Source organism: Ruegeria sp. BJ6, from assembly GCF_056537885.1.
The window spans coordinates 131919-157929 of sequence record NZ_JBQFSG010000002.1 but is presented as its reverse complement, the minus strand read 5'-3'; the positions used below and the strand labels follow the sequence as shown (position 1 = coordinate 157929).

Below are 26011 nucleotides of genomic sequence, written 5' to 3'. Positions count from 1 at the left end.
GATGCTGAAAATCTGGGGCCGGAAAACATCATCCAACGTTCAGGCCCTGATGTGGTCTGTTGGCGAACTGGGGCTGCCATACCAACAGCATGATCTGGGCCACCGGTATGGCGGGCTGGATAGCCCGGAGTTTCTGCACCTGAACCCGAACGGAACGATCCCGGTGCTACAAGACGGGGATAACCCGCCGATCTGGGAAACCGGTGCGATCCTGCGCTATCTGGGCGCGCGATACTGCCCTGACAGCTTCTGGCCAGGTGATCCGGTGCAGCGCGCCGAAATCGACAAATGGGCCGAATGGGCCAAACTGAACGTCGCCATGCAATTCACCGTTCCCGTATTCTGGCAGGTCACCCGGGTCCCGGAAAGCGAACGGGACGAAGACGCAATCACTCAGGCAGTTGCATCGCTAGAGGCAAAGCTTGAAATCGCCGATGCGCAACTGTCCCGAAACACCCACATCGCGGGGCCCGAGTTCACCCTGGCCGATATCCAGCTAGGGCACATCCTGTTCAGGTATTACGATATTGAGATTCAGCGCAGCTCATTTTCGCATCTGGAACGCTATTACCGGATGCTCAAGGAACGACCCGCATATCGGGAACATGTCATGATCAGCTACGAGGAACTGAAACTCGGCTGAACCGGTATCAGACGCCAACATCAGGGCCGTGGCACACCATTTCTTCACCTGTATCGGCAGCCTCATACAACTCGGTCGCCTCGGGGTCCCCCTCGAACTGCGCAATTATTCCGGACGCGGATCGGGTGAAAACCCAGCATTGCGGGTCCAGCCGGTCTTCGTAGATGAAACAGATCTGCCCCTCGCGCTCATACCAGATGCCTTCCTTGCAATCGCCATCCAGAAAAGACCAGATCACCCGCCGGTCCGGCAAATAGCGTTCGACCCCATATGCTATGCCGTCATATCCGTAGTACAGCGTCTTACCACGTGTGTAGGCGTCAAATTCTTCTCCCGACATCGGACCGGCCGCCGCCAGGGTCTGCGCAGTCAGAGACAACAGAATCGATAAACGCATCAACATGCCCCGATTGTGGCAGATCAGGGCCGCCGTTGCCATTCAGCAGCGTGTTACTCAGCCCGATCCCGCCGGATTAACTCGACGTCAGTATTGAGTCACTGAAACCATCCATCCCAAGCTGCCAATGGCGTAACGCCTTTACCGTTGGTAGCTCGGGAAGATACATGGAAATTCTACTGTTCTGGATCGCGGCGGCCAGCACCCTTGCCTATCTCTCAATGGTAGCCCACAGCGCAAACACACTGCGCAGCATCCTGAAAACCGCCTCGGTCGCGCTTCTCGCGCTTTCGGCGCTGATTGCCGGTGGCCCGTGGCTGTTGTGCCTTGGCCTGACACTCTGCGCCACAGGGGACGCTCTGTTGTCACGCGAAACCGAGGCCACCTTCATGGCGGGCATCGGCGCATTCGCCGCCGGGCACATCGCCTATATCCTTTTGTTCCTCAGCCACCCGACCAGCGACGCCACACTGATCTTCGACCAGCCGGGTGTGTTCTGGACACTCATCGTTCTGGGCATCGTCATGGCCACGCTGCTTGCTCCTCGCGCAGGCGAACTCAAAGTCCCGGTACTGGCCTACATCCCGATCATTCTCGGCATGGGAATCGCTGTCCTTGCCCTGCCCGAAACGGGAAACCTGCGCTGGGCCCTGCCTGCGGCACTGGCCTTCATCGCCTCGGACCTGATCCTTGCGACCGAGAAATTCCTGTTGCCCGATGGCCACCCCGCACTCAGGATCACCCCATACCTCGTCTGGCCGCTCTACTGGGGCGCACAGGCCGGATTTCTGTTCGCCTTTTCCTGACCCTTTGCAACTGCCGCAATTCCGCATTAGGTGGGGATAACACCTGCGGAGACCAGACATGGCGTTTTTCTCAAAGCTCAAGGACCGGCTTTTCAAATCCTCTTCGCGCCTCGAACAGGGGCTCGAAGCCATCGTCGAAGACGGCGGCGAAGAAACAGCCCCCACCCCGGACCCGGTGATCCCCGAACCGGAGCCAGAGCCGCAGCCCGTCCCCGAAGTTCCCGAACCCGCGCCCGCCCCACAGCCGGTCGAAACCCCGTCGCCAGAACCGACCGATCCCACGCCGGCGCCCGCACCGACGGAAATCCCGGACAGCCCGCAATCCAAGGGGTTACTGGGCCGCCTGTTCAGCCGCGGTGATAGCAGCACGGTTATCCGCCGCACGCTGGACGATGACATGCTTGAACAACTCGAAGAGTTGCTGATCGCTTCGGACATGGGCGTCGATACTGCCCTGCGTGTCACCGCCAACATGGCCGAGGGCCGCCTTGGCAGAAAACTCTCGACCCGTGAGATCAAACAGCTTCTCGCGCAGGAAGTGGCCCGCGTGATGGAACCCGTAGCCCGCCCCATGCCCATCTATCCCAAACGCCCTCAGGTGGTCCTTGTCGTCGGCGTCAACGGCTCGGGCAAAACCACCACCATCGGCAAGCTGGCCAGCCAGTTCAAATCCGCAGGCAAAAAGGTCGTCATTGCCGCTGGCGACACCTTTCGCGCCGCCGCCGTGGAACAGCTTCAGGTCTGGGGCGAACGCGCAGGTGTCCCCGTCCTGACCGCACCCGAAGGGTCCGACCCCGCCTCTCTGGCATTCGACGCGCTGACCAAAGCGCAGGAAGACGGCGCCGATCTGCTGATGATCGACACTGCCGGCCGCCTGCAAAACCGTGCCGACCTGATGGAGGAACTGGCCAAGATTGTCCGCGTCATCCGCAAAAAGGACGACACCGCCCCCCACAATACCCTTCTGGTCCTCGACGCGACCACCGGGCAGAACGCCCTCAGTCAGGTCGAAACCTTCCGCAACCTTGCTGACGTCTCGGGTCTGGTGATGACCAAACTGGACGGCACCGCCAAGGGTGGCGTTCTGGTTGCTCTGGCAGACAAGTTCGGCCTGCCCATCCATGCGATTGGCGTCGGCGAACAGATCGACGACCTCGCCCCATTCGACCCCGAAGAATTCGCCGCCGCCCTGACAGGCCTGGAGCCAACCTGATCCGAACCTTCATCTGGCCTCAAATACTCTCGGGGGGGTGTGAAGGGCAGACAGCCCCGCATTTTCTCCACCCCGCGAAAGGCCGCATCGTGAGCGACTGGTTGATCTCCCTCGAAGGTACCGAGGCCGGGCACAGGCTGGCGCTCGGCCTTGCACTGATGGCTGCCTTTCTGCACGCCGTATTCGGCGCCCTGCAAAAGGGCCGACACGACCCATGGCTGTCGCGCGGTGCGATCGATGCCTCGTACAGCCTGATGGCCGCGCCGTTTGCCCTGTTTGTCGTGCCCTGGCCCGAACCCCATATGTGGCCGATTTTCGCAACCGCATGGGCCATCCACATCCTCTACAAAATCCTGCAGGCGATGGCCTATACCAAGGGGTCATATACGGTTGTCTACCCTGTGGTGCGCGGCACTGGTCCGCTCTTCACCGTGATCGGGGCCTATCTGCTGTTCGGCGAGGTGTTCTCGACTACCCAGTGGCTGGGCGTCGCGGTCCTGCTGACCGGGATTTTCGGGCTTGCCGCCTATAATTTACGTTATCTGGAAACCAACCGTGACACGCTTGGCATTGCGCTGGCACTGGCGTTTTCAACCGGCCTCTTCGTTGCGCTCTATACGACCTACGACGCCTACGGCATTCGCGCCACGGCGGATCCCTTCACCTTTTTGGCATGGTTCTTCATGATCGATGGTGCTGTGCTGCCGTTCTACGCATTCCTCAGATGGCGCGCCATGATCAACCCGCCCACGCCTGGACCGTTGATGGTACGGGGCATCTCGGGTGGTATCGTCGCATTCATGTCGTTCGGCGCCATTATGCTAGCCACACGCCTCGACAAGGTGGGCGAAGCAGCGGTTCTGCGCGAAACATCAACCGTGTTTGCCGCCCTGATCGGCTGGCTGGTACTGAAAGAAACGGTCGGCCCAAGGCGAATCGCACTGATGGCATTGATTGCATTGGGCGCGGTAATAGTTGAAATGGGGGGATGAGCAGCAGGATGGACTCAATGACCGACAAGAAAGACATCAACCCATTCCTCAAACAGGTGCTGGAGCTTGGCCCCCCGCTGGCCTTCTTCTTTATCTACCTGCGCCTGAGGGACGACAGTTTCCTGATCGGCGGCATCGAATATTCAGGCTTTATCGTCGCCACCATCCTGTTCGTACCACTTATGCTGGCGGCAATGGGTATCCTGTGGTTTCTTACCGGCAAACTCAGCAAGATGCAGATATTCACCGCTTTCATGGTGATCTTCTTTGGCGGTCTCACCGCCTGGTTCAACGACGAGCGGTTCTTCAAAATGAAAACGACGCTTGTCTATGGCTTCTTCTCGGCCATTCTGGGCATCGGTCTGCTTCAGGGAAAATCCTATCTCGCCTACGTTCTCGAAGAGATGCTCCCCATGCGCCACGAGGGCTGGATGATCCTGACCCGCCGCCTTTGCGCCTGCTTTGCGGTGCTGGCTGCAGCCAACGAATTGGTTTGGCGCACGATGTCCACCGATCTGTGGGTCAAGATCGAGACCTTTGGTTTTCCACTCGCGCTCATGGTATTTCTGATGCTGCAGTTCAACATGCTGCAAAGCTACATGGATGACCCGGACCACCAGTAACCCAGCTTCGCCAGATCAGCTGCCCTAACGCTTACATCAAGTTTAGGAAAATGCCTGACAATTTCCTTGGTTTAGCCGCCAAGCTGTGGAAAATGGGACCACCACCCACCGCCGCAGGAGCACCATACCCCGAATGACGACATTTCCCGACACCGGATTTCTGTCGGAAGCCTCGGAAAGACTGAAAGCCATGCTTTCAGCCCAGGCATCCGAAATCGTATTGCAACAAGGGGAAATTCTGTTCGAACAAGGGGATGAAGGGGATGCGCTTTACGCCATTCTCACGGGCACACTGGAAGTGTCTTTTCTCGCCATGAGCGGACGCAAGCTGTCACTGGTCCTGATGCGCCCCGGCGAAGTGTTTGGCGAAATCGCCCTGTTTGACAACGGCCCGCGCACGGCCACCGTCTCGGCGGCGAAACCTTCGCGTGTCCTGCGCGTGCGCAGGACCGATGTGATGGCTCAGATTCAGGACCACCCGGAACTTGCCGGCGATCTGATCCGTCTGGCCGGCCTGAGGATGCGGTGGATGGGCGCGCAGCTAAACGAACAAGTCTTTCTACCCATGCCCGTCAGATTGGCGCGCAAGTTGCTGTATCTGGCCCAGTTGCAGGACGATCAGGCTGGCCGGATCATGCTGTCCCAAAGCGAATTGGCCGAGTTTGTGGGTGCAACGCGCGAAGCGGTTTCGAAGACGCTGTCCAGCTGGCGACGCGATGACGTGGTCGAGGTCTCGCGCGGGGGGCTTGCCATCCATGACTTTGAGGCTCTGCGGGAACTGGCGGATTCAGACCTGATCTGAGCCTATTCCCACACCTGTGATCCGCTTCACAGACGTATCGTGCCGGTGCTGCTAACTTGATTGAGGTTACCGACTGAGGCTGGATGATCATCCCCGATATCTGTCCGACTGGCCTCTCCCTGTAACAGAGCCATATGCCCCGGCATATGGCTCTTTTAATTTAGCTGGAACCACAAAAAAGGCCGGAGCTGCAGCTCCGGCCTTTTCCAATCCCGTGCAGAGGGTGATTATTCCTCCAGGCTCAGAGCCACGAAACGAGGTTCCCCGCCGCGACGCACCAGCAACAGCAGCGACTTGCGACCGGCTTCGCGGGCTTCTTCCATGCGCGTCTCCAGATCCGCGATCGACGTTACCTTTTGCTGACCCGCCTCGGTGATCACATCACCCGACCGCAGACCCTTGGCATAGGCCTCGGACGCCTCATCGACATTGGTGACGACCAGACCTTCGGCATCCGCGTCCAGCCCCAGTTCACTGCGAGTGTCATCGGTCAACGGCGCAATTGTGAGACCCAGAATGGTCTTGTTCTCATCCTCAGCCTCGTTGGGCGCTTCGTCGTCCTCGCCATTTTCCTGACGCTCGGCATCCTCGCGACGGCCCAGCGTCACCAGAATGGTCTGCGTCCCGCCATCACGATGCACAACGACGCGCACCGATTTGCCGACTGTCGTCTCGCCTACCTGCCGCACCAGACCGCGCGTGTCTTTCACTTCAACGCCGTCAAAGCTGAGAATCACGTCGCCCGCCGCCAGTCCGGCCTCTTTTGCCGGACCATCGGGCACGTCGCTGATCAGCGCGCCGCCGGGTTTATCCAGCCCCATCGCCTCGGCCATATCCTCGGTCACATCCTGAATGCGCACACCCAGCCAACCGCGGCGGGTTTCGCCAAATTCGCGCAGCTGATCCACCACTTTCACGACAACATTGGACGCCATCGAAAAACCAATGCCGATCGATCCGCCATTGGGCGACAGGATCGCAGTGTTCACGCCAATCACTTCGCCATTCATGTCGAACAGCGGCCCGCCCGAGTTCCCCCGGTTGATCGCCGCGTCCGTCTGAATGTAGTCGTCATACGACCCGCTCAGTTCTCTGTTTCGAGCGGACACGATCCCGGCGGAAACCGAAAATCCCTGCCCCAGCGGGTTGCCCATTGCGATGACCCAGTCTCCGACGCGGGCGGTGTCGCTGTCGCCGAAAGTCACATATTTCAAAGGACCTTGCGCCTCGACCTTCAACAGGGCGATGTCGGTTTTTTCATCAGTACCGATCACTTTGGCAGGCAGTTCCTTTTTCGGCTGTCCATCGCCGGGAAAGAATTCGACCAGAATTTCATCCGCCTCGGCGATGACGTGGTTGTTGGTAACGATATAGCCATCTTCCGAGATCACGAACCCCGATCCCAACGCATTGCTGCGACGCGGGCGGTTTTCGTCATCGCCATTGCGATCCTGAAACTCGCGAAAGAAATCTTCAAACGGGGACCCTTCAGGCACAATGCCCTGCGGCCCGGTCTGCCCTTCGATCAGGGTCGTCGTGGTGATGTTGACCACCGCCGGGCTGATCTTTTGCGCCAGTGGCGCAAGGCTTTCGGGACGGGCCTGCGCCGCAAGCGACTGCACCAGAACGAAAACCACACCCAGAAACGCCAGCCAGAGAAGCCGCATTCTTATGATCGCATCGTCCCGCCCAACGGTAATACTGCGTGCCTTTGCTTGCACTGGGGGTCTCCTTGTCACCAACCTGTTATCGGGTTGCCGCCTGCGGCAACCGGTTCTTAGGGTCCAATGTAGTCAGTTTGGCCCGGCCCGCAACTCGCGATAGCGGGGAATTCACCGGCATTTGAGCGCACCGTAACCAACCGGTTCTCAGAACCCCAGCTGATAGGCCCCCCAAAGCAGGATGAAACCGCTGACCACGCACAACAAACCAACGGTCCGCCGGGCGCTTTCGGGCAAGGCACGAAGCGCCTCCAGCATCCGCTCAATAAGCGAAGGGGCCAGCGCATAGGCCAGCCCCTCGACAATCAGTACCAGCCCGAAGGCCAGAAGGATAATTCCCATTACTCAGATGCCCCGGCAGCTGGCGTCCGCCGGCCACTCGGTGAACCGAGATAGTTGAAGAACTCGGAATCCGGGCTCAGCACCATCGAGCTGTTACCGCCGCGCAGCGCACGCTCATACGCAGACAAAGACCGGTAGAACTCAAAGAACTCGGGGTCCTTGCCGAAGGCTTCGGCGAAGATAGCGTTCCGCTCGGCATCGGCCTCACCGCGAGTGATTTCAGCTTCGCGACGTGCATCGGACACCAGTTCCACCACGGTCCGGTCGGCCTGCGCGCGAACACGCTGCGCCGCCTCGTTACCGCGCGCCCGTTCGTCGGTGGCTTCGCGTTCACGTTCGGCCTTCATCCGGTCAAACGTCGCCTCAAGGTTGGCCTGCGGCAGGTCGGTCGCCTTCAGGCGCACGTCGATCACGTTGACGCCCAGCGCCCGTGCTTCCGCAATCGCGCTGTTGCGAATGCGCAGCATCAGCGCCGCCCGGTCCGAACTCAGGATGTCGCGGGACGAAACCGAACCCAGCACCTCGCGTGTTTCAGCACGCAGAATGCGATCCAGACGATCCTCGGCCACGGGGATACCGCCGACGCCAACGGCCTGACGGAACTGGTTCAGGTCGGAAATCCGGTAACGCGCGAAGGCGTCGACCACCAGACGGCGGTCATCCAATGGGGTGACCTCCAGCGGTTGCACATCAATTGACAAAATGCGGTCGTCATAACGAACCACTTCCTGAATCAGCGGGATCTTGAACGCCAGACCGGGGTCTTCCTTGACCGCGACCACGCGCCCGAACTGCAGCACCAGCGCCCGTTCGCGTTCATCCACGATAAAGATCGAGGACAAGCCAACGATGATTGCCAGAACGATGACCGGCAGAACAAAAGTCGATTTACGCATCAGTTGCTCTCCTGCCCGGTTTGTTCGCTGTTTCGGCGCAATTCATTGAGCGGCAGATAAGGCACGACGCCCTGCCCATCTCCGGTGGCGTTTTCGTCCAGAATGATCTTGTCCACATCGCCCAGAACCTGCTCCATCCGCTCCAGATACAGACGTTTGCGGGTTACGTCCGGTGCCTTGGTATATTCCTCCAGAACCGCGCTGAAACGACTGGCCTCACCTTGCGCACTGTTGATCTGCTGGGCGCGATAGGCTTCGGCTTCTTCCAGAATCTGCGCTGCTTCACCGCGCGCTTCAGCCAGCACCCGGTTGGCATAGGCATCGGCCACGTTCTGCAAACGATCCCGTTCCTGCGCAGCAGCCTGAACGTCGCGGAAGGCGGCGATCACGTCCTGCGGCGGGTCAGCCTTGTCAAAGTTGACGCGGACGATGTTAATCCCGGAATCATAGCTGTCCATCGTGGACTGGATCAGTTCCTGCAGACGGTCCGCAATAATACCACGATCCCGGTTCAGGATCGGCGCCAGTTCAGACTGTGCAATAATCTCGCGCATCGCCGATTCAGACACGGCCCGGATCGTCGGACGCGGATCGCGCAGGTTGAACAGGAACTTGGCAGGGTCGTTGATGTTCCATACGACCTGATAATCGATATCGACCACGTTCTCGTCGCCGGTCAGCATCAGGCCATCATCGCTGCCGCGCGCACCGCCCATATCTTCGGTCTGTTCACGGGTAACCGGGATTACCTCGGCCGTGATCACCGGCCATGGCGCAAAGTTCAGCCCGGGATTGCCGATGGAAGAAAACTCGCCAAGAAACAGCTCAACCGACTGCTCTTCCGGCTTGACGGTGTAAAAGCTTGCTGCGCCCCACAGGCCAGCGGCCACCAGAACGCCCAGCGCCACGGTCCCTTTGGTAAAGATCGGACCACCGCCGCCAGCACCCTTGCCGTCACCGCCACGGCCACCGCCGCCGCGCCCGCCCATCAGCACGCGCAACTGCTCCTGACCTTTTTTCATCAGTTCATCGATCTCGGGGATCTGCGGGCCATCACCTTCGGGCGGGCGTCGCCCGTCACCGTTGTTTCCCCGATTTCCTCCGCCTCCGGATGAGCCTCCGCCCCCCCAGGGGCCACCGCTGTTGCCCGCCATATTTTGTCTTTCCTTTGTTTGGACCGGTGTTCCGGCCCGCGTGATCACGAAGTCACTTGTAACGTGTGTACGCCAGCTTGCAAATCAAGCGCTGCGTACAGGTTGCCGCATTGTAACCAATTCCTCGGCCATGACCGGATGAACGGCCACTGTTCGGTCGAAATCTTCCTTGGTTGCACCCATCTTGACCGCGATTCCGGCCAACTGGATCATTTCGCCTGCACCCGGCGCCACGATATGGCAGCCCAGCACTTTGCGGGTTGCCTTGCTGACGATCAGTTTCATCAGCACACGCTGCGACCGTCCGGCAAAGGATTGCTGCATCGGCTTGAATGAGGTCGCATAAACCTCAATCGGCTCCTGCGCCGCCGCGTCCTCTTCGCTCAGGCCCACGGTTCCCATTTCCGGCTGCGTAAAGATCGCCGTCGGGATCAACTCGTGGTCAACCGGGGTCGGGTTGGATTTGAACACGGTTTCGACAAAGGCCATGCCTTCGCGGATCGCAACCGGGGTCAGGTTCACCCGGTCAGTCACGTCACCGATAGCATAGATCGAGGGCACGCCGGTCTGGCTGTATTCGTCCACGACGATCTCGCCCTTGCGGCCCCTCTCGACCCCGATCTCTTCCAGCCCCAGATCGTCCGCATTGGGCGAACGGCCCGTGGCATACATCACGACGTCGAACAGTCGTTCGGTACCATCCGTGGCCTTGACGCGGATTTTGTCCCCGTCTTTCGCCATCTCCAGCACGTTGGTGCCCAGATGAACATCGACGCCGTTCTGCCGCATCTCCTCACAGATCAATCCGCGGGCTTCTTCATCGAAACCGCGCAGAATCTGCGCGCCGCGATAGAATTGGGTGGTTTCGACCCCCATACCGTTCATTATGCCCGCGAATTCACTGGCGATATAACCACCGCCAACGATCAGCATCGACCCCGGCAACTTGTCCAAATGGAAAATCTCGTTCGAGGTGATCGCCAGTTCCGAGCCCGGAAACTCTGGTACAACCGGACGGCCGCCCGTTGCGATCAGGATATGCTTGGCGGTCTTGCGGGTACCATCGGCCAGCTCGACCGTATGCGGATCGACCAGACGCGCACGCTGATCAAAGCTCTCGACGCCGTTGTTTTTAAGGATGTTGCGATAGACGCCTTCCAGCCGGTCCAGTTCGGCATGCAGCTTGCCGCGGAAAGCAATCCAGTCGAACGCACCCGGTTTGACATCCCAGCCATACGCCTGCGCATCCTCGACCATTCCGGAATACTCACTGGCAAAGACCATCAGCTTTTTCGGCACGCAGCCGCGGATTACGCAAGTGCCGCCATAGCGATCTTCTTCGGCCAGCGCCACCTTGGCCCCGTTTTCCCCTGCCGCCACACGCGCGGCGCGTACTCCGCCCGAGCCGCCACCGATGACGAACAGATCGTAATCAAAGCTCATTTACCCTGCCTCTTCCATATTTCCGCAAGCGCCACATGGCCTTGCAAGGGGTGTAACTCATCGCGCGCCACTGTCCAGTACCTTCCGGCGATCGATTTGATCCTGCCATGGGGCGTGCAAATCCGGCCGATACTGGTGAAGCGCGTAGATGAACTGGTCACATATGCGTTGCGGTATCCGTTTCAACGGAAATTCCAAAAGCCCTAGTCCACATAACGAAAAAGCACGCGAAGTATTCGCCTGCCTCGCGCTTCCTGCAGACAAAACGTCGGCTTACTACACAAGCGTCAATCCTTCAGGTCCGAAAACAGGTTGTCGCTGTTTTCCTCTCCCAGCCGGTCCAGCTCAATCGTGCCTTCATTGATGTCGCGCAGTTCGACCCGGCCATCACCGTGGCCGATGACGACCCGGTCGCAGATGTCGATGAACAGACCGTTTTCCACGATGCCGGGTATCTGGTTCAGAACCAGCGCCAGTTGGCGTGCATTGCCGATCCGTTGCAGATGCAGGTCCAGAATGTGGTTGCCTTCATCGGTGACAAACGGCGCGTCGCCATTCATCCGCAGCGCCGCCGAGCTGCCCAGCACGTCCATCGAATCCAGTGTTTCCTCGATCAGTGATCGCGTGGTCTGCCAGCCAAAGGGGATCACCTCGACCGGCAGCGGGAACGCTCCCAGCGTTTCAACCTCTTTCCCGGCATCGGCGATCACCACCATCATGTCGCTGGCGGTGGCAACGATCTTTTCTTGCAACAGCGCCCCGCCGCCACCCTTGATCAGGTTCAGCTCGCCGTCGAACTCATCCGCGCCATCAATGGTGATATCCAGCCATCCTGCCTGATCCAGCGAAACAACCTCGATCCCGACCTCACGCGCCAGCTGTGCCGTGCGGGTTGATGTCGGCACACCCCTGATCCGTAGCCCTTCGTCACGCACCCTTTCGCCCAGACGACGCACCAGCCAGGCCGCCGTCGATCCGGTGCCCAACCCTACGCGCATCCCGTCTTCGACCATGTCGGCGGCGCGCCTTGCGCTGACGTATTTGGCCTTGTCGATGGGGGACAGTTCTCCGGTCATGGCAGCCTCGCAGAAAGCAGAATTTGTGCCCTTATATGCAAACTGCCTTCCCTGCGCGAGGGGGCCGTGGGGGGTTTCCTTCTCGAAACCCGGAAAATTCGGTATCATTTCCCGTAGGGGGCAATACATGCTGCAATTCGACGAAGCCACCACACGCCTGCTGGATAACGCCTATCAGGGCGCGGACGTGACCCGCCGCCGCGCCGCCAATCTAAGGGCGCTCTCGCCGGTCCCGGGCGACACCATCCTTGACCTTGGTTGCGGCAGCGGCTTGCTGTCGATCGAACTGGCGCGTGCTGTGGGTGCCGGTGGCAGGGTCATTGGCCTCGACCCAAGCGACGACATGCTGTCCGCCGCGCGCGCCCGATGCGCCGAATTCGACACAATCGACCTGATCGAGGGAACCGCCGAAAACCTTCCCTTTGCCGAAAATGAATTCGACAAGGCGGTTTCCCTTCAGGTTTTCGAGTATTTCTCTGACGCCCGCCCTGCGCTTCGCGAACTGTATCGGGTTCTGCGCCCGGGCGGCAGGCTTGTCATTGGAGATATGCACTGGGACACGCTGTGCTGGCACAGCGCGCACCCTGATCGAATGTCACGCATGATCGAAATCTGGGACCTGCACCTAGCCGACCGATGTGTTCCTGCGATCCTTCCTGAAAAACTGCGCGAATGCGGTTTCGAAGCCGACAGGGTAGAACCATTGGTGTTTTGCGACACAACGCTGCGGCCCGACGGTCAAGCTCGGATGATAATGCGACTGATGAGCGCCTATGCGATACAGAACGGCCATATGTCCGAAGAAGAAACCAACGCATGGTCCCACGAACAGCACAGCCTTGCTGAACAGGGGCGTTTTTTCATGTCGATCACTCATTTCATCTGGGTTGCCCGTAAACCTTGACAGCGAAACATATCCCCAAAATGCGCGTTTCCGATTGGAAACGTCGCAATCAAGACTTTGTGAATCGACCGCGCCCCTTAAACAGGCGGTATGGATACGCGCTATCGCCTTCATTACGCCCCTGACAACGCCTCGCTGGTGATCCGGCTGGCGATGGAAGAGATGGGCCTGCCCTACGAAACCGTTCTGGTGGATCGGCGCAATCACGAGCAGGACAGCGCGGCCTATCGTGCGCTCAATCCAAACGGTCTTATCCCGGTGCTGGAAACGCAGCACGGCCCGATATTCGAAACCGCCGCCATTCTGCTATGGCTGGCGGACACGCACGGGCAACTGGCCCCACCGCCGGACAGCACCGAGCGCGCGGCGTTCCTCAAATGGCTCTTCTTTGCCTCGAACACGCTGCACGCCGATCTGCGCATCCTGTTTTATGCCGAAAAATACATCGACCCCTCGCAGGCCGAAACCCTGCGGGCAGGCATCCGGCCCCGGCTGCGGCAACACCTCAAACTGCTGGAAGCCGAGGCCAAACGCGCACCCTCGTGGCTGAACGCAGACGAACCGTCGGTTCTGACCTGGTATCTTGCCTGCATGATGCGGTGGATGGCATTATATCCGGCAAAGACGGACCGCAGTTGGTATCAGCTTGCCGACACCCCATATCTGCAGAAGATCCTGATGCAGTTGGAAACCCGCCCCGCAACCCGCGCCGCGATAGGCGCCGAGGGGCTCGGGGTTACACCGTTCACATCGCCCACCTACGCCACCCCTCCAGAAGGCTCAGCAACCTAAGATGTTCCTCTCAGTTTTCGATATGTTCAAAGTGGGCGTCGGCCCCTCCTCGTCACACACAATGGGGCCGATGGTTGCGGCTGCGCGGTTTCTTGACCTGATGCGCGCCTCGCCTTTCGAATTTGCGGGCCTCAAAGGATCGCTGCACGGCTCGCTGGCCTTTACTGGTGTGGGCCACGCCACGGACCGCGCCACTATCCTTGGCCTCGCCGGGTTCGTGCCAGACACCTATGACAACGACAAGGCCGAGGCGGCGCTGGCGGCGATTGCCGAAACCCATTCTGTTACACCCGAAGGTCTGCCGACGCTCAAGTTCGATCCCAAGGCCGATCTGATCTTTGATTACGAACAGACACTGCCCGGCCACGCCAACGGCATGATCCTGATGGCCACCGACGCACAGGGCGACGTGATCCTCCGGCAGGTCTATTACTCGGTCGGCGGCGGCTTCGTCCTGACCGAGGAAGAACTGGCCGAGGGCAAGGACACCAATGACGGGCCGTCCGTACCCTACCCCTTCACCTCCGCCGCGCAGATGCTCGAAATGGCCAAGGAAAGCGGAAAAAGCATTGCCCAGATGAAGCGCGAAAACGAAATCGCGCGCGGCTGTCCCAACAGTTTTGCCAAAGGCACCGCCCGCCTGTGGGAGGTGATGAACGGCTGCATCGAACGCGGCCTGTCCACCGACGGCATCCTGCCCGGCGGTCTGAACGTCCGCCGCCGCGCTAAGGGCATCCACGAGGCCCTTCTGGCCGAACGCGGCATGAACCTGAACGCGCCGCACACCATCAACGACTGGATGAGCGTATACGCCATGGCCGTGAACGAGGAAAACGCCGCTGGCGGTCAGGTCGTCACTGCCCCGACCAATGGCGCGGCGGGTACCATGCCTGCGGTTCTGCGCTATTACCTCGATCACGTTCCCGGTGCGTCCGAAAGCCATGTCGAGGATTTCCTGCTGACCGCCGCCGCCATTGGCGGCCTGATCAAATACAACGCCTCGATCTCGGGGGCCGAAGCCGGATGTCAGGCCGAGGTCGGCAGCGCTTCGGCCATGGCCGCCGCCGGGCTCTGCGCCGTCATGGGGGGTACACCGGAACAGGTTGAAAACGCCGCCGAGATCGCGCTTGAGCATCACCTTGGCATGACCTGCGATCCTGTGGCGGGGCTGGTGCAGGTGCCCTGCATCGAGCGCAACGGCCTTGCCGCGATCAAGGCCGTCTCGGCCGCATCGCTGGCGCTGCGCGGCGACGGGCAACATTTCGTACCGCTCGATTCCGCAATCGAAACCATGCGTCAGACCGGTCACGACATGCATGAAAGATACAAGGAAACCTCGCTCGGCGGTCTGGCGGTCAACGTTCCCAACTGCTGAGGTTCTCATTCGGCCTTTCCAGCAGGGGCGCGCTGACATAGCGTGCCCCTTATGACACAGGATCGTCCCTTTCTCGGCATTCTGCTGATGCTCGGCTTTTGCGTCCTCGCGCCGCTTGGCGACGCGCTGGCCAAAGTGCTGGGCGAGACCATGCCGCTGGGACCGCTTGTGTTTGCACGGTTCGTCATTCAGGCGGCCATTCTGGTGCCTCTGGTGATACTGACGGCGCGCCCTTGGCGCATGCCGGCGCGCGCGCTGGGTCTTGTCGCCCTGCGCACGGTCCTGCACATCATCGGTATCAGCGCCATGTTTGCGGCCCTGAAATATCTGCCACTTGCCGATACAATCGCCATTGCCTTCGTGATGCCATTCATCATGCTGCTTCTGGGCAAGTACGTGCTGGACGAAGAGGTCGGCCACCGTCGTCTGTGGGCCTGCGTCGTGGGTTTCGCCGGCACGCTGCTGGTCATCCAGCCCAGCTTTTCCGAGGTCGGCGCACCCGCCCTACTGCCCCTTCTTGTGGCGGTGGTCTTTGCGCTGTTCATGCTGGTGACGCGCAAGCTGGCAAAAGAAACCGACCCGATCTCGCTGCAGGCCGTTTCGGGGGTTATGGCTTCGGTCATGCTGCTGCCGGTTCTGGCCTATCAGCCCGAACAGGGCCAAACCCTGTTGCCCCCCGTCGACAGCGTCGTCATCTGGCTGCTGCTGGGGATCGGAGTGATCGGGACCGTGGCCCATCTGCTCATGACATGGTCGCTGCGCTATGCGCCTTCGGCTACGCTTGCGCCGATGCAATATCTGGAAATCCCCGTTGCCACCCTGTTCGGCTGGCTGATCTTTCACGACCTGCCGAACGGGCTGGCGGCCGTCGGCATCTGCATCACAATCGCCGCCGGGCTGTATGTCATTCTGCGCGAGCGGGCCACCGCCCGCACTGGCCCGACAGAAACGCCCGCATGACCTCTTCCAAGGCGCTGCGCGGCACCATCACCAACAAGCCCGGTCCGTCCACTTCAAGCAAGACATCAGACAGCGCCCGGTTCGAAGTACCAACCTGACCGTCCGGTTCCAGAACCAGCTCGTCTATGGGCCATTCCAGACCCCGGCTTGTCCCGGTTACCCGACGAAATGGAAACAATGAAACAGTGCTCTGCGGTTCGATCTTCAATGCAATGCGCGGTGGCGCATGAAAGATGACCTCGCGCTCGCCCAGCAATAGGCAAGACCGATCCTGCAATCGGATCATTGTGTTGAACACCGCTAGCTGATGATCCACCCGCGCGCCCAGAAACCCGACCCCCAGCACGAGCGGGGTTTCGATACTGCGCAGGGCTTTGTCAAAATCGGTGCTGTCCTGTTCACTGATCGGAAACAAACGATCCGTCGGAATCCGGTCTTTCAGATCGGGCCGCAGCGAATCAAAATCCCCAATCACCGCGTCGGGAACACGGCCTGACTCCAGAATCACCTCTGCCCCGCCATCCGCTGCCACCATCAGGCCGGTGTGATTCAGCGCCAGATTCAGGTCATCAGGTCCGATATGCCCCCCGCCAACCAGCGAAATTGGCCCATCTGAGCATACAATCGCGTCATTTTTCGACACATTGACCATTTTATCCGGATTTGGACACATTGAGACCACAAAATGATACGTTGATTTACAAAGTTTCGAGTCGATTCTGACGCCCGGCTTCGGGTGGCACGGCTCTGTAGTTTGTAAAGGACGTGCGTCTGATGGTACAGAACAACAAGGTATTGACCGTCTCATACGGAACATTCTCGTGCACTTTGGAAGGGTTCGACGATTCATTTGAGACGATGAAGGCGATTGCCGAATATTTCCGGGATCTGGCGGCGGATGACCGCTATTTCGGGTCCGAGCCGCCTCAGCCAGACGCCGAAATGCTGACCCGTATCGCACAGCGCGACGCCTCGCGCCGCGTCGAAGCCAGTCAAAGCGAAAGCGGCCTGCTTTTGCGCGCGACCGAGGATACGCCTCAGCCTGCCGTAACCGCACAGACCCCGCAACCACCTGCGGCCCCTACCGCGCCGCAAGCACAGGCAGTTCCCCCCGCTGCCACCACCCCTCCGGCAGCATCGCCGGACCTGACCGTCGTCAACTCCGCCTCGGCGCACCCCCCCGCCGATGCAATCCCTGTAGCTGAACACGTTGATGATCTGCCTCCCCCCGCGGCAGACAGCATCGCCGCCAAACTGCAGCGCATCCGCGCCGTCGTTTCGCATTCGGACGACAGCGCCGAAGGGTATTCCGAAGATCTCGACACCGGCTTCCATGCCCCTCAGGAAGCGCCGAAGGATGCGATCTCGGCCGCCTTCGAAGCAGGCGCGCTGAGTGCGGTGGACTTCGAAGCCGAACAAACCCCGCCTTCCGCAGAAGAGGTGGCGCCTGTTGAGGATGAATCTGAGGTTACACCGGAAGAGGTCGAAGAACCCGCCGAAGTTCAGGCCGCTCAGCCTCAGCCCGAAGATGCTCAGGAAGAGTACGAAGAAGAACCCGAAACACAGGACACCGTTCTGTTTTCGGATCTCGACGAAAGCTCTGAAGATGATGCCGAGGAAACAGATGCGGAAGAAGATGACATCCGCAACATTATGGACGAGGACGAAGACGAGGCATCTGACGCTCAGGATGAAGCCCAGGACGATCAGCATTCGGCCGCCGGTTTCCTGACCGCCGAAGACGAAATCCGCCTTCTGGACCAGTTGTCCGAGGTCGAAGCGCACCTGTCCGCGCAATCCGCACAGCGCAGCGAACCGGAAGTCGAAGAGGACGTCTCGCGCCTGCTGGTCAAGGCTGACGAGCGGATGGAAGACCCCGACACCAGCGGCAATCGCGAAACCTATTCGCATCTGCGCGCAGCGGTCGCGGCAACTGAGGCCGAAAAGACCGACGATGCCGACGCCCACCAGACGGACGAAGAGTATCGCGATGACCTTGCTTCGGTCGTCAGCCCGCGCCGTCCGGAAATCGAAGTGACCAGCTTGCGCCCCGAATCCGACAGTGCAATGCCGCTCAAACTGGTGGCAGAGCAGCGGATCGACACGGAAGAGGCCGACACCGGCCCGGTTGTGCCGCGCCGTGTCACCACCGAAGATGATGCCGGCGAATCCCGCGATGGTGGTTTTGCCCATTTTGCCAAGGAACAGGGGGCGCAATCCCTGCCTGACTTGCTGGAAGCGGCGGCCGCCTATCTGTCCTTCATCGAAGGGCAGGAACAGTTCTCGCGTCCGCAGCTGATGAACAAGATTCGCGCACTCAAGCAGGACGACTTCAACCGCGAGGAAAGCCTGCGCTCGTTCGGCCAGCTTCTGCGCGACGGCAAGATTGAAAAGGCTGGCGGTGGCCGCTTCGCCGCCTCCACCCAGATCGGTTTCCGCCCGGACGACAAACGCGCCGCCGGCTGATCAACCCGAATGTTCTGAATGACAAGGGCCAGAGGTTTTCTCTGGCCCTTGTCATTTTCCATGCACTCTTACCTGCCGGTCGGTTTTGTCACCTTGATGCCGCAGCCCGAATGTGAAATTGGGCCGGGGCGAAATGCCGGGCAGATTTCTTCCGTTCTCCGTCCGAAGCGGTAATACCGGCGAAACAACCACCCAACCTGTTACGGCCAGACCGCCGTGACGAACCAAAGAGTTCCTCTCATGCCAGCCAACCACCGTATCGCCCTCTCAAGCGACCATGCCGCCATTCAGCTCCGGCAGATCATCGCCGATCATATCGGCGCACAAGGCTGGGAAGTGGTCGACATCGGACCTGTAACGCCCGAAAGCACGCATTATCCCAAACACGGCCACGCTGCCGCGCAGCTGGTGGCCTCTGGTGATTGCCAGCTTGGCATCGTTCTCTGCGGTACCGGTCAGGGCATCATGATGGCGGCCAACAAGGTAGCGGGCGTTCGCTGTGGCGTCTGTACCGACACGTTCTCGGCCCGCATGATCCGCCGGCACAACGACGCCAACATGCTTTCGATCGGCGCGCGCGTGGTGGGAGAAGGGCTGGCGATTGAGATTGTGGATGCCTTCCTGAACGCCACCTTCGAAGGCGGTCGGCACGCGACGCGGGTCGCGATGATCGAAACACCCGAAGCGTAACCCGTTCTCCGGGGCCCTCTGGGCAATATACGACACAACCGTATCACGCTGATCACCGCACCCGTTGCTTACCAAAGCAGGCAGGTGCGGTAATCAGCATACACCGGTTGCAATCAGTCCGAATTCTGGTCCGGGTCTTCCTTGCCAACGCCGCGAAACACGAACTTGAACGGCAGAATCCAAAGAATCCCCAGCACGACATAGACAACGAATTCAAGCCACAGCGGCGGGCGGTCCAGCCAGTTCACAACTGTCACAACCGCCACAATATAAAGTGGCAAACCAAGCAAGAGGATCACCAGCGACCAACGCCGCCGGGCCTTGAAGCTCAGGCCCTTCTTTTCATCCTCGCCCATCAGTCGGCAAACGGGTCGGTCACAAGAATGGTGTCCTCCCGCTCCGGGCTGGTCGACAGCAATGCAACCGGGCATTCGATCAGTTCCTCGACCCGCCGCACGTATTTGATGGCATTTGCCGGCAGTTCAGCCCAGCTGCGCGCGCCTTCGGTGGATTCGCTCCAGCCCGGCATCTCTTCGTAGATCGGCTTACAGCGGGCCTGCTGGTCAGCAGCTGTCGGCAGATAATCCAGACGCTCGCCGTCCAGTTCATATGCCACGCAGATTTTCAAGGTCTCAAAACCGTCGAGAACGTCCAGCTTGGTCAGGGATATGCCGTTTACACCACTGGTCGCACAGGTCTGGCGCACCAGACAGGCATCGAACCAGCCACACCGGCGCTTACGACCCGTCACGGTGCCGAACTCATGCCCGCGGGTGCCAAGACGATGACCATCGTCGTCATCCAGCTCAGTCGGGAACGGCCCCTCACCCACCCGAGTGGTATAGGCTTTGACGATCCCCAGCACGAAATCGACCGAGCCCGGCCCGATACCAACCCCGGTCGCCGCCTGTCCAGCAATTACGTTGGAAGACGTCACAAACGGATATGTTCCGAAATCAATATCCAACAATGCGCCCTGCGCCCCTTCGAACAGGATACGCTTGCCCGCCTTGCGCTTTTCGTTCAGCACTTTCCAGACCGGTGCGGCAAAAGGCAGAATCTGCGGAGCGATCTCCTTCAGCTGCGCGATCAGGGCGTCGCGATCGACCGGCTCGATTCCCAGACCCTTGCGCAGCGGATCGTGATGCTGCAGCGCCCGGTCCACACGCGCCTCAAGGGTTGCGTCATCAGCCAAGTCCGCGACACGGACCGAACGGCGACCCACCTTGTCCTCGTATGCCGGGCCGATACCCCGACCCGTGGTGCCGATCTTGGTGCCCTTGCTGGCAGCCTCTTCCCTCGCCCGGTCCAACTCGCCATGAATCGGCAGAATCAACGGTGTGTTTTCCGCGATCATCAGTGTTTCGGGCGTGATCTCGACCCCCTGCTTGCGGATCGATCCGATCTCGCCCACCAGATGCCACGGGTCCAGCACAACACCGTTCCCGATCACACTCAGCTTGCCGCCGCGCACAACACCCGACGGAAGCGCGTTCAGCTTGTATACCTCACCGTCAATGACCAGCGTATGACCGGCATTGTGCCCGCCCTGAAAACGCGCGATCACATCCGCCCGCTCGCTGAGCCAGTCGACGATCTTGCCTTTTCCTTCGTCGCCCCACTGGGCGCCGACAACAACCACATTGGCCATATCCGGTCCTTTTGCGCTGAACTATCAAACCCGGGTGATATAACGAGGTGATCGCGGCAGGGAAACCGGTAATTCGGACGCAACTGGCCAACTTGTTTACAATCGCGCTGCGCGCGATGCCTCCGGCGGGAGTATTTTGGGCCAGATGAGGAGCGGCCCCCTGTTCATATGGCTGAAATTACTCAGGGGGAGGCACCCAAGGGCGGCGGGGGCAGAGCCCCCTCTTTACTGCTGCGTCAGACGGACGGGCTTGCCATGCGGTGTCGTCAGATACGCATCCTCCCATGCCGTACGCAGCATCGATACGTCATCCGGCGCGGCATCCCCCCACTCGGCCAGAAGTGATTCCAATGTTTCCAGCCAGGCTTGAAAATAATCGTCTCCGCCATCCAGTTCGCGCGCGAGGCCATGACGGGCCAGTGTGTCCGAAAACCGGGCCGCCCAGTCGGGCCAGTCAAAGCGTCCGGCTTCGTTCAATGCAACTGTCAGCGCAAAGACCTGCGCGTGCCATGGCTGTTCGAAAACCGGTTCGGGTGCGGAGTGGGTCGGGCACGCGGTCATGCGGGCTCCAGATAGCTTTGCCAGAGGTCCAGCACGACCTCATCGTCGGGATGCTCCGGATGCGCCCACAGCTCACGCGCGTGAAAGCGCACAGCATAAAGCGGCTCTGGCGCCTCTCCCAACCCATGCGCATTGCTGTCGGGAAAGACGTGGGTCCCGTGCAGTCGATGGACATATCCCAACGCACCGGCGGCATATTGCGGCAGGCGGGTATGACCACCCGTCACCAGCGCGTTATCGGATGGAATGCGTGTGCGCACGGCCTGACCGGCGGAAAACAGCGGTGCAGGTCCTTCCGTGCGATCTGCCGGACCGCCTTTGGCCAGAACCCCGGCAACCGCTGCCGCCTTCATGACCTTCGACGACAGAGCGTGTGGCTTATCGCTCTCTGATCCGCGCAGGTCGTCCATAGTCAGAACGCCCTTTTCCACCAGCAGATCAGCCAGCGCGGAAATCCACTTTTCGTAATAGGAAAACCGCGTGTAATCCTTTGGTGACAACCGTTCGCGTGCATGGCGTGACACGTCTATGTTCCACTGCCCCAGCGCGCCCGCGGCCAGCGTCACCGCCAATGCCCGCGCGTGCCAATCCTCGGCAAAAACAGGATCATCTTCGGATTCGGGATGAATTGCGCCGTCACCGAACCGCCCGCCCATGTCATGAACACGGGTCATGATGGCACCTTGGGCAAGCCGGTTCCGATCATGCTGTCCCGGGTCACCAGCGCGGCCAGTTCATCTTCGCTCAGGCCATCGGTTCCCTCAGGGCGCATCGGCAATACCAGATAGCGAATCTCGGCCGTTGAATCCCAGACGCGAACCGAACTGTCTTTGGGCAGGGTCACTCCGAATTCGGCCAGTACTTTGCGGGGTTCGCGCACGGCGCGGGCGCGATATGCGTCTGATTTGTACCAGCCGGGCGGAATACCGAGCAGCGGCCATGGATAACAACTGCATAAAGTGCAGACGACCATGTTGTGCTGATCGGGCGTGTTTTCGACGACCACCATATGTTCGCCCTGCCGGCCATAATATCCCAGCTCGGACACCACAGCTGTCGCATCCGCCAGCAGCGCCTGCCTGAATTCCGGGTCCACCCAGGCCCGGGCAACAATGCGCGCGCCGTTCTGTGGGCCGATCTTGTTTTCATAGGTATCGATAATCTCGTCCAGCGCCGCCGGGTCGATCAGCCCCTTGCGGGTCAGAATCGTTTCCAGCGCCTTTACGCGCAGCGCGGGTTCGGGCGGTAGCAGGGCGTGCGGATGGTCGTGATCGTCATGAGGCATGGCCGCAGCCTGCGCGACCTCGGCCCCCGCTGTCCAGCCCCTTTGGTGTGATCCCGTTGATCACGGGTCGTGATGCCAACTCCTCCCTTGCTCCTGCCTGCAAACTTGCATAGATACCACGCGATACACGCCACGCTCTGCAGGAAGACCATGGAAAACGTCATTCTCATCATCCATCTCCTTTTGGCCCTTGGCCTGATTGCCGTTGTTCTGATGCAGCGGTCCGAAGGGGGCGGCCTGGGCATGGGCGGCGGCGGTGGCGGCGCCATGAGCGGGCGTGCCGCGGCGACCGCTCTGGGTAAGGTGACCTGGATTCTGGCGGCGTGTTTCATCGTGACGTCCATCACCATGACCATTCTGGCCGCGCAAAAATCCGCAGGCAGCTCGGTGATCGACCGTCTGGGTGTTCCCGCCCCGACCGAGGAAAGCACACCTGCGGTTCCATCCGCAGACGACCTGCTGCCACCGGCACAGGGCGACAATGCTCCGCTGATCCCTCAGGCGGACTGATCCACAAAACCTAGAAATCTGAAAGAGAACGGCAACAGCATCTTGCGGTTCTCTTGCGCTTTTGGCGCGAATCCTCTATATGTGAAGTCCCGTGGTGCTGCGGTTTTTTCAAGCCGCCGGGCAGTTGGTAATGACGTCTCACGGGAGCAGCCGAAAACATGGCGCGATTTATTTTCATCACTGGTGGTGTGGTTTCGTCCTTGGGTAAAGGACTGGCCTCGGCGGCCCTGGGCGCGCTGTTGCAGGCACGCGGGTATTCGGTCCGTCTGCGCAAGCTGGACCCCTATCTGAACGTCGATCCCGGCACCATGTCGCCGTTCGAACATGGCGAAGTGTTCGTCACCGATGATGGCGCGGAAACCGATCTGGACCTTGGCCACTACGAACGCTTTACCGGGGTTGCGGCGCGCAAGACAGACTCGGTCAGTTCCGGCCGCATCTACTCAAACGTGCTGGAGAAAGAACGCCGCGGCGACTACCTCGGCAAGACCATTCAGGTCATTCCGCACGTTACCAACGAGATCAAGGATTTCATCGCCATCGGCGAGGATGAGGTCGATTTCATGCTGTGTGAGATCGGCGGTACCGTCGGCGACATCGAGGGCCTGCCCTTTTTCGAAGCCATCCGCCAGTTCAGTCAGGACAAGCCGCGCGGTCAGTGTATTTTCATGCACCTGACGCTGCTGCCCTACATCAAGGCGTCGGGCGAGTTGAAAACCAAGCCGACCCAGCACTCGGTGAAAGAGCTGCGCTCGATCGGTTTGGCCCCCGACATTCTGGTCTGCCGCTCTGAAGGGCCGATCCCCAAAAAGGAACGCGAAAAGCTGGCCCTGTTCTGCAACGTGCGCCCTGATAGCGTGATCGCGGCGCAGGACCTCAGCACCATCTATGACGCCCCGCTGGCCTATCACAAGGAAGGGTTGGATCAGGCGGTTCTGGACGCGTTCCAGATCAGCCCCGCCCCCAAACCCGATCTGGCCAAATGGGAAGATGTCAGCGACCGCATCCATAACGCCGAAGGCGAAGTGAAGGTTGCCATCGTCGGCAAATACACCCAGCTGGAAGACGCTTATAAGTCGATTGCCGAGGCGCTGACCCACGGCGGCATGGCCAACCGGGTCAAGGTCAAGGTCGAATGGGTGGATGCCGAAATCTTTGATACCGAAGACGCCGCACCACATCTGGAAGGTTTCCACGCCATCCTCGTCCCCGGCGGATTTGGCGAGCGTGGTACCGAAGGCAAGATCAAGGCCGCCCAATACGCGCGCGAACACAAGGTGCCCTATCTGGGGATCTGTCTGGGCATGCAGATGGCCGTGATCGAAGCCGCCCGGAACGCCGCCGGCATCACCGAGGCAGGGTCCGAGGAGTTCGACCACGAATCCGGTAAAAAACGTTTTGAACCAGTTGTTTATCACCTCAAGGAATGGGTGCAGGGCAACCACAAGGTCGAACGCAAAGTGGGTGACGACAAAGGCGGCACCATGCGTCTGGGCGCCTATGACGCGGTTCTGGGCGAAGGCTCGAAAGTGGCCGAGGTATATGGCGGCACCAGCATCGAGGAACGTCACCGCCACCGTTATGAGGTGGACATCAAGTACCGCGACAAGCTTGAGGCAGCCGGCCTGAACTTCTCGGGCATGTCGCCGGATGGCCGCCTGCCGGAAATCGTCGAATGGTCGGATCACCCGTGGTTCATCGGCGTCCAGTACCACCCCGAGCTGAAATCCAAACCTTTCGACCCGCACCCCCTGTTCAAGGACTTCGTGCGCGCGGCCAAAGATACGTCGCGTCTGGTCTGATCCGGGCGGTCGTCACCGCAAAGTGACGGCGCCCGCAAAAAAACTTCTACGCAATGCCCTGTCATGGGGGTTAACTGTTGGCAAATCGCAGACAGGAGATTCCCCATGACCAGCCAGACGCAACTTGCCGAAACATTTGCCGGTCTGCACAAAAAGGGCGATCCCGTTATCCTGTTCAACATCTGGGATCCGGGTAGCGCAGCCGCCGTGCGTAACGCCGGTGCGCAGGCGATTGCTACCGGCAGCGCCCCGGTGGCAATGGCGCAGGGATACAAGGACGGTCAAAATATTCCGTTCGATCTGGTCTTGGGCAACGCCCGGCGGATCGTGGATGCGGTCGATGTCCCCGTGACGCTGGATTTCGAAGGGGCCTATGCCGAAGACCCCGCCGGAATTTCCGATAACGTTCAGCGGGCACTGGACTGCGGCGTTGTCGGCTTCAACTTCGAAGACCAGATTGTGGGCGGCACAGGACTCTACGACGTCGCCGCGCAAGCCCAGCGGGTCAGGGCCGTGCGACAGGGCGGTGACACAGCCGGGGTGCCCGTCTTTATCAACGCCCGTACCGACATCTTTCTCAAGGCTGCCCCTGACACGCACGACGACGCCATGCTGGACGATGCGATCACCCGCGCCAAAGCTTTTGCCGATGCCGGGGCCGACGGCTTTTTCGCCCCCGGCCTCAAGGATGAGGAACTGATCGCCCGCCTGTGCGATTCGGTTGACTTGCCGGTGAACATCATCGCCTTGCCCGGCACGCCCGACACGCCCACTCTGGCCGCTCTGGGCGTTGCGCGTATCAGCTATGGCCCGGTCCCCTATCGGCGTATGACCGCATGGTTGCAGCAACAAGCAAGCGAGGCATTGGCTAAGGGCAACTGACACACGCGGGATTGCATTTCCCTCG

The 26011-nt window shown here is 60.2% G+C and carries 28 protein-coding genes; 15 read left to right on the top strand and 13 right to left on the bottom strand.

What is annotated here, in order from left to right:
• Position 1: 1 nt before the first annotated feature.
• Complete coding sequence (locus ACR0D6_RS06065) at positions 2-643, top strand: glutathione S-transferase family protein (RefSeq protein ID WP_480764844.1); 642 nt, start codon at positions 2-4, stop codon at positions 641-643.
• 7 nt (positions 644-650) lie between these two features.
• Here the strand turns inward: ACR0D6_RS06065 and ACR0D6_RS06060 are convergent, their stop codons facing one another.
• Positions 651-1040 (bottom strand): hypothetical protein, encoded by a 390-nt coding sequence (locus ACR0D6_RS06060; RefSeq protein ID WP_480764843.1) that lies wholly within the window; start codon positions 1038-1040, stop codon positions 651-653.
• Positions 1041-1207: 167 nt separating this feature from the next.
• Here ACR0D6_RS06060 and ACR0D6_RS06055 point away from each other — a divergent pair, with 167 nt between their 5' ends.
• The 5 genes from ACR0D6_RS06055 (at position 1208) to ACR0D6_RS06035 (ending at position 5476) form a co-directional block, all read left to right on the top strand.
• Positions 1208-1846, top strand: coding sequence for a lysoplasmalogenase (locus ACR0D6_RS06055; protein WP_480764842.1), 639 nt, complete (start codon positions 1208-1210; stop codon positions 1844-1846).
• Between the two features lie 58 nt (positions 1847-1904).
• A complete protein-coding gene (gene ftsY, locus ACR0D6_RS06050; protein WP_480764841.1) occupies positions 1905-3059 on the top strand; it encodes a signal recognition particle-docking protein FtsY in 1155 nt (384 codons plus the stop codon).
• Between the two features lie 89 nt (positions 3060-3148).
• A complete protein-coding gene (locus ACR0D6_RS06045) occupies positions 3149-4051 on the top strand; it encodes a DMT family transporter (protein WP_170651685.1) in 903 nt (300 codons plus the stop codon).
• Between the two features lie 17 nt (positions 4052-4068).
• A complete protein-coding gene (locus ACR0D6_RS06040; protein WP_480764840.1) occupies positions 4069-4674 on the top strand; it encodes an inner membrane-spanning protein YciB in 606 nt (201 codons plus the stop codon).
• Positions 4675-4807: 133 nt separating this feature from the next.
• Complete coding sequence (locus ACR0D6_RS06035) at positions 4808-5476, top strand: Crp/Fnr family transcriptional regulator (protein WP_170651683.1); 669 nt, start codon at positions 4808-4810, stop codon at positions 5474-5476.
• A gap of 227 nt (positions 5477-5703) precedes the next feature.
• On the opposite strand, the gene ACR0D6_RS06030 is transcribed toward ACR0D6_RS06035, so the two are convergent.
• From ACR0D6_RS06030 to rpiA, 6 genes are all read right to left on the bottom strand, one after another.
• The gene (locus ACR0D6_RS06030; protein WP_480765242.1) at positions 5704-7143 is read right to left on the bottom strand and encodes a DegQ family serine endoprotease; all 1440 of its coding nucleotides are present in this window, start codon (positions 7141-7143) and stop codon (positions 5704-5706) included.
• A gap of 201 nt (positions 7144-7344) precedes the next feature.
• Positions 7345-7539: a DUF2065 domain-containing protein gene (locus tag ACR0D6_RS06025; RefSeq protein WP_480764839.1), complete on the bottom strand. Its 195-nt coding sequence runs from the start codon at positions 7537-7539 to the stop codon at positions 7345-7347.
• Positions 7539-8435, bottom strand: coding sequence for a protease modulator HflC (gene hflC / locus ACR0D6_RS06020; RefSeq protein WP_480764838.1), 897 nt, complete (start codon positions 8433-8435; stop codon positions 7539-7541). The genes ACR0D6_RS06025 and hflC overlap by 1 nt, the downstream gene beginning before the upstream one ends.
• Positions 8435-9589, bottom strand: a complete 1155-nt coding sequence (hflK, locus tag ACR0D6_RS06015) for an FtsH protease activity modulator HflK (RefSeq protein WP_170651680.1) — start codon at positions 9587-9589, stop codon at positions 8435-8437. The genes hflC and hflK overlap by 1 nt, the downstream gene beginning before the upstream one ends.
• An 84-nt stretch (positions 9590-9673) precedes the next feature.
• Complete coding sequence (gene gor / locus ACR0D6_RS06010; RefSeq protein ID WP_480764837.1) at positions 9674-11032, bottom strand: glutathione-disulfide reductase; 1359 nt, start codon at positions 11030-11032, stop codon at positions 9674-9676.
• 287 nt (positions 11033-11319) lie between these two features.
• On the bottom strand, positions 11320-12108 hold the full coding sequence (gene rpiA, locus ACR0D6_RS06005) for a ribose-5-phosphate isomerase RpiA (protein WP_480764836.1): 789 nt from the start codon (positions 12106-12108) through the stop codon (positions 11320-11322).
• A gap of 127 nt (positions 12109-12235) precedes the next feature.
• Here rpiA and ACR0D6_RS06000 point away from each other — a divergent pair, with 127 nt between their 5' ends.
• From ACR0D6_RS06000 to ACR0D6_RS05985, 4 genes are all read left to right on the top strand, one after another.
• Positions 12236-13012, top strand: a complete 777-nt coding sequence (locus ACR0D6_RS06000) for a methyltransferase domain-containing protein (RefSeq protein WP_480764835.1) — start codon at positions 12236-12238, stop codon at positions 13010-13012.
• Positions 13013-13102: 90 nt separating this feature from the next.
• Positions 13103-13804, top strand: a complete 702-nt coding sequence (locus ACR0D6_RS05995; protein ID WP_480764834.1) for a glutathione S-transferase family protein — start codon at positions 13103-13105, stop codon at positions 13802-13804.
• A 1-nt stretch (position 13805) separates the two neighbouring features.
• On the top strand, positions 13806-15179 hold the full coding sequence (locus ACR0D6_RS05990; protein ID WP_480764833.1) for an L-serine ammonia-lyase: 1374 nt from the start codon (positions 13806-13808) through the stop codon (positions 15177-15179).
• A 51-nt stretch (positions 15180-15230) separates the two neighbouring features.
• Positions 15231-16139, top strand: a complete 909-nt coding sequence (locus tag ACR0D6_RS05985) for a DMT family transporter (RefSeq protein ID WP_170651674.1) — start codon at positions 15231-15233, stop codon at positions 16137-16139.
• On the opposite strand, the gene ACR0D6_RS05980 is transcribed toward ACR0D6_RS05985, so the two are convergent.
• On the bottom strand, positions 16084-16791 hold the full coding sequence (locus tag ACR0D6_RS05980) for a thiamine diphosphokinase (protein WP_480764832.1): 708 nt from the start codon (positions 16789-16791) through the stop codon (positions 16084-16086). The genes ACR0D6_RS05985 and ACR0D6_RS05980 overlap by 56 nt on opposite strands.
• 122 nt (positions 16792-16913) lie before the next feature.
• Between ACR0D6_RS05980 and ACR0D6_RS05975 the strand changes: the two genes are divergently transcribed.
• Both ACR0D6_RS05975 and rpiB read left to right on the top strand, forming a co-directional pair.
• Complete coding sequence (locus ACR0D6_RS05975) at positions 16914-18605, top strand: hypothetical protein (RefSeq protein ID WP_480764831.1); 1692 nt, start codon at positions 16914-16916, stop codon at positions 18603-18605.
• Positions 18606-18845: 240 nt separating this feature from the next.
• On the top strand, positions 18846-19295 hold the full coding sequence (rpiB, locus tag ACR0D6_RS05970; protein ID WP_480764830.1) for a ribose 5-phosphate isomerase B: 450 nt from the start codon (positions 18846-18848) through the stop codon (positions 19293-19295).
• A 113-nt stretch (positions 19296-19408) separates the two neighbouring features.
• Here rpiB and ACR0D6_RS05965 read toward each other — a convergent pair whose 3' ends face one another.
• The 5 genes from ACR0D6_RS05965 to nthA all read right to left on the bottom strand — a co-directional run bounded on the left by ACR0D6_RS05965 (position 19409) and on the right by nthA (position 22792).
• Positions 19409-19651: a DUF2842 domain-containing protein gene (locus ACR0D6_RS05965; protein WP_480764829.1), complete on the bottom strand. Its 243-nt coding sequence runs from the start codon at positions 19649-19651 to the stop codon at positions 19409-19411.
• Positions 19651-20946: an adenylosuccinate synthase gene (locus ACR0D6_RS05960; protein WP_170651669.1), complete on the bottom strand. Its 1296-nt coding sequence runs from the start codon at positions 20944-20946 to the stop codon at positions 19651-19653. Before ACR0D6_RS05960 ends, ACR0D6_RS05965 begins: the two co-directional genes overlap by 1 nt.
• A gap of 225 nt (positions 20947-21171) precedes the next feature.
• Entirely contained in the window at positions 21172-21507 is a 336-nt protein-coding gene (locus ACR0D6_RS05955; protein WP_170651668.1) for a nitrile hydratase accessory protein, read from the bottom strand.
• Complete coding sequence (gene nthB, locus ACR0D6_RS05950) at positions 21504-22181, bottom strand: nitrile hydratase subunit beta (RefSeq protein ID WP_480764828.1); 678 nt, start codon at positions 22179-22181, stop codon at positions 21504-21506. The genes ACR0D6_RS05955 and nthB overlap by 4 nt, the downstream gene beginning before the upstream one ends.
• Positions 22178-22792, bottom strand: a complete 615-nt coding sequence (nthA, locus tag ACR0D6_RS05945) for a nitrile hydratase subunit alpha (RefSeq protein ID WP_480764827.1) — start codon at positions 22790-22792, stop codon at positions 22178-22180. The genes nthB and nthA overlap by 4 nt, the downstream gene beginning before the upstream one ends.
• Positions 22793-22942: 150 nt before the next feature.
• Here nthA and secG point away from each other — a divergent pair, with 150 nt between their 5' ends.
• From secG to ACR0D6_RS05930, 3 genes are all read left to right on the top strand, one after another.
• On the top strand, positions 22943-23302 hold the full coding sequence (secG, locus tag ACR0D6_RS05940; protein WP_170651665.1) for a preprotein translocase subunit SecG: 360 nt from the start codon (positions 22943-22945) through the stop codon (positions 23300-23302).
• A 158-nt stretch (positions 23303-23460) separates the two neighbouring features.
• Positions 23461-25104 (top strand): CTP synthase, encoded by a 1644-nt coding sequence (locus ACR0D6_RS05935; RefSeq protein WP_170651664.1) that lies wholly within the window; start codon positions 23461-23463, stop codon positions 25102-25104.
• A gap of 105 nt (positions 25105-25209) precedes the next feature.
• Complete coding sequence (locus ACR0D6_RS05930) at positions 25210-25986, top strand: isocitrate lyase/PEP mutase family protein (protein ID WP_480764826.1); 777 nt, start codon at positions 25210-25212, stop codon at positions 25984-25986.
• Positions 25987-26011 lie beyond the last annotated feature (25 nt).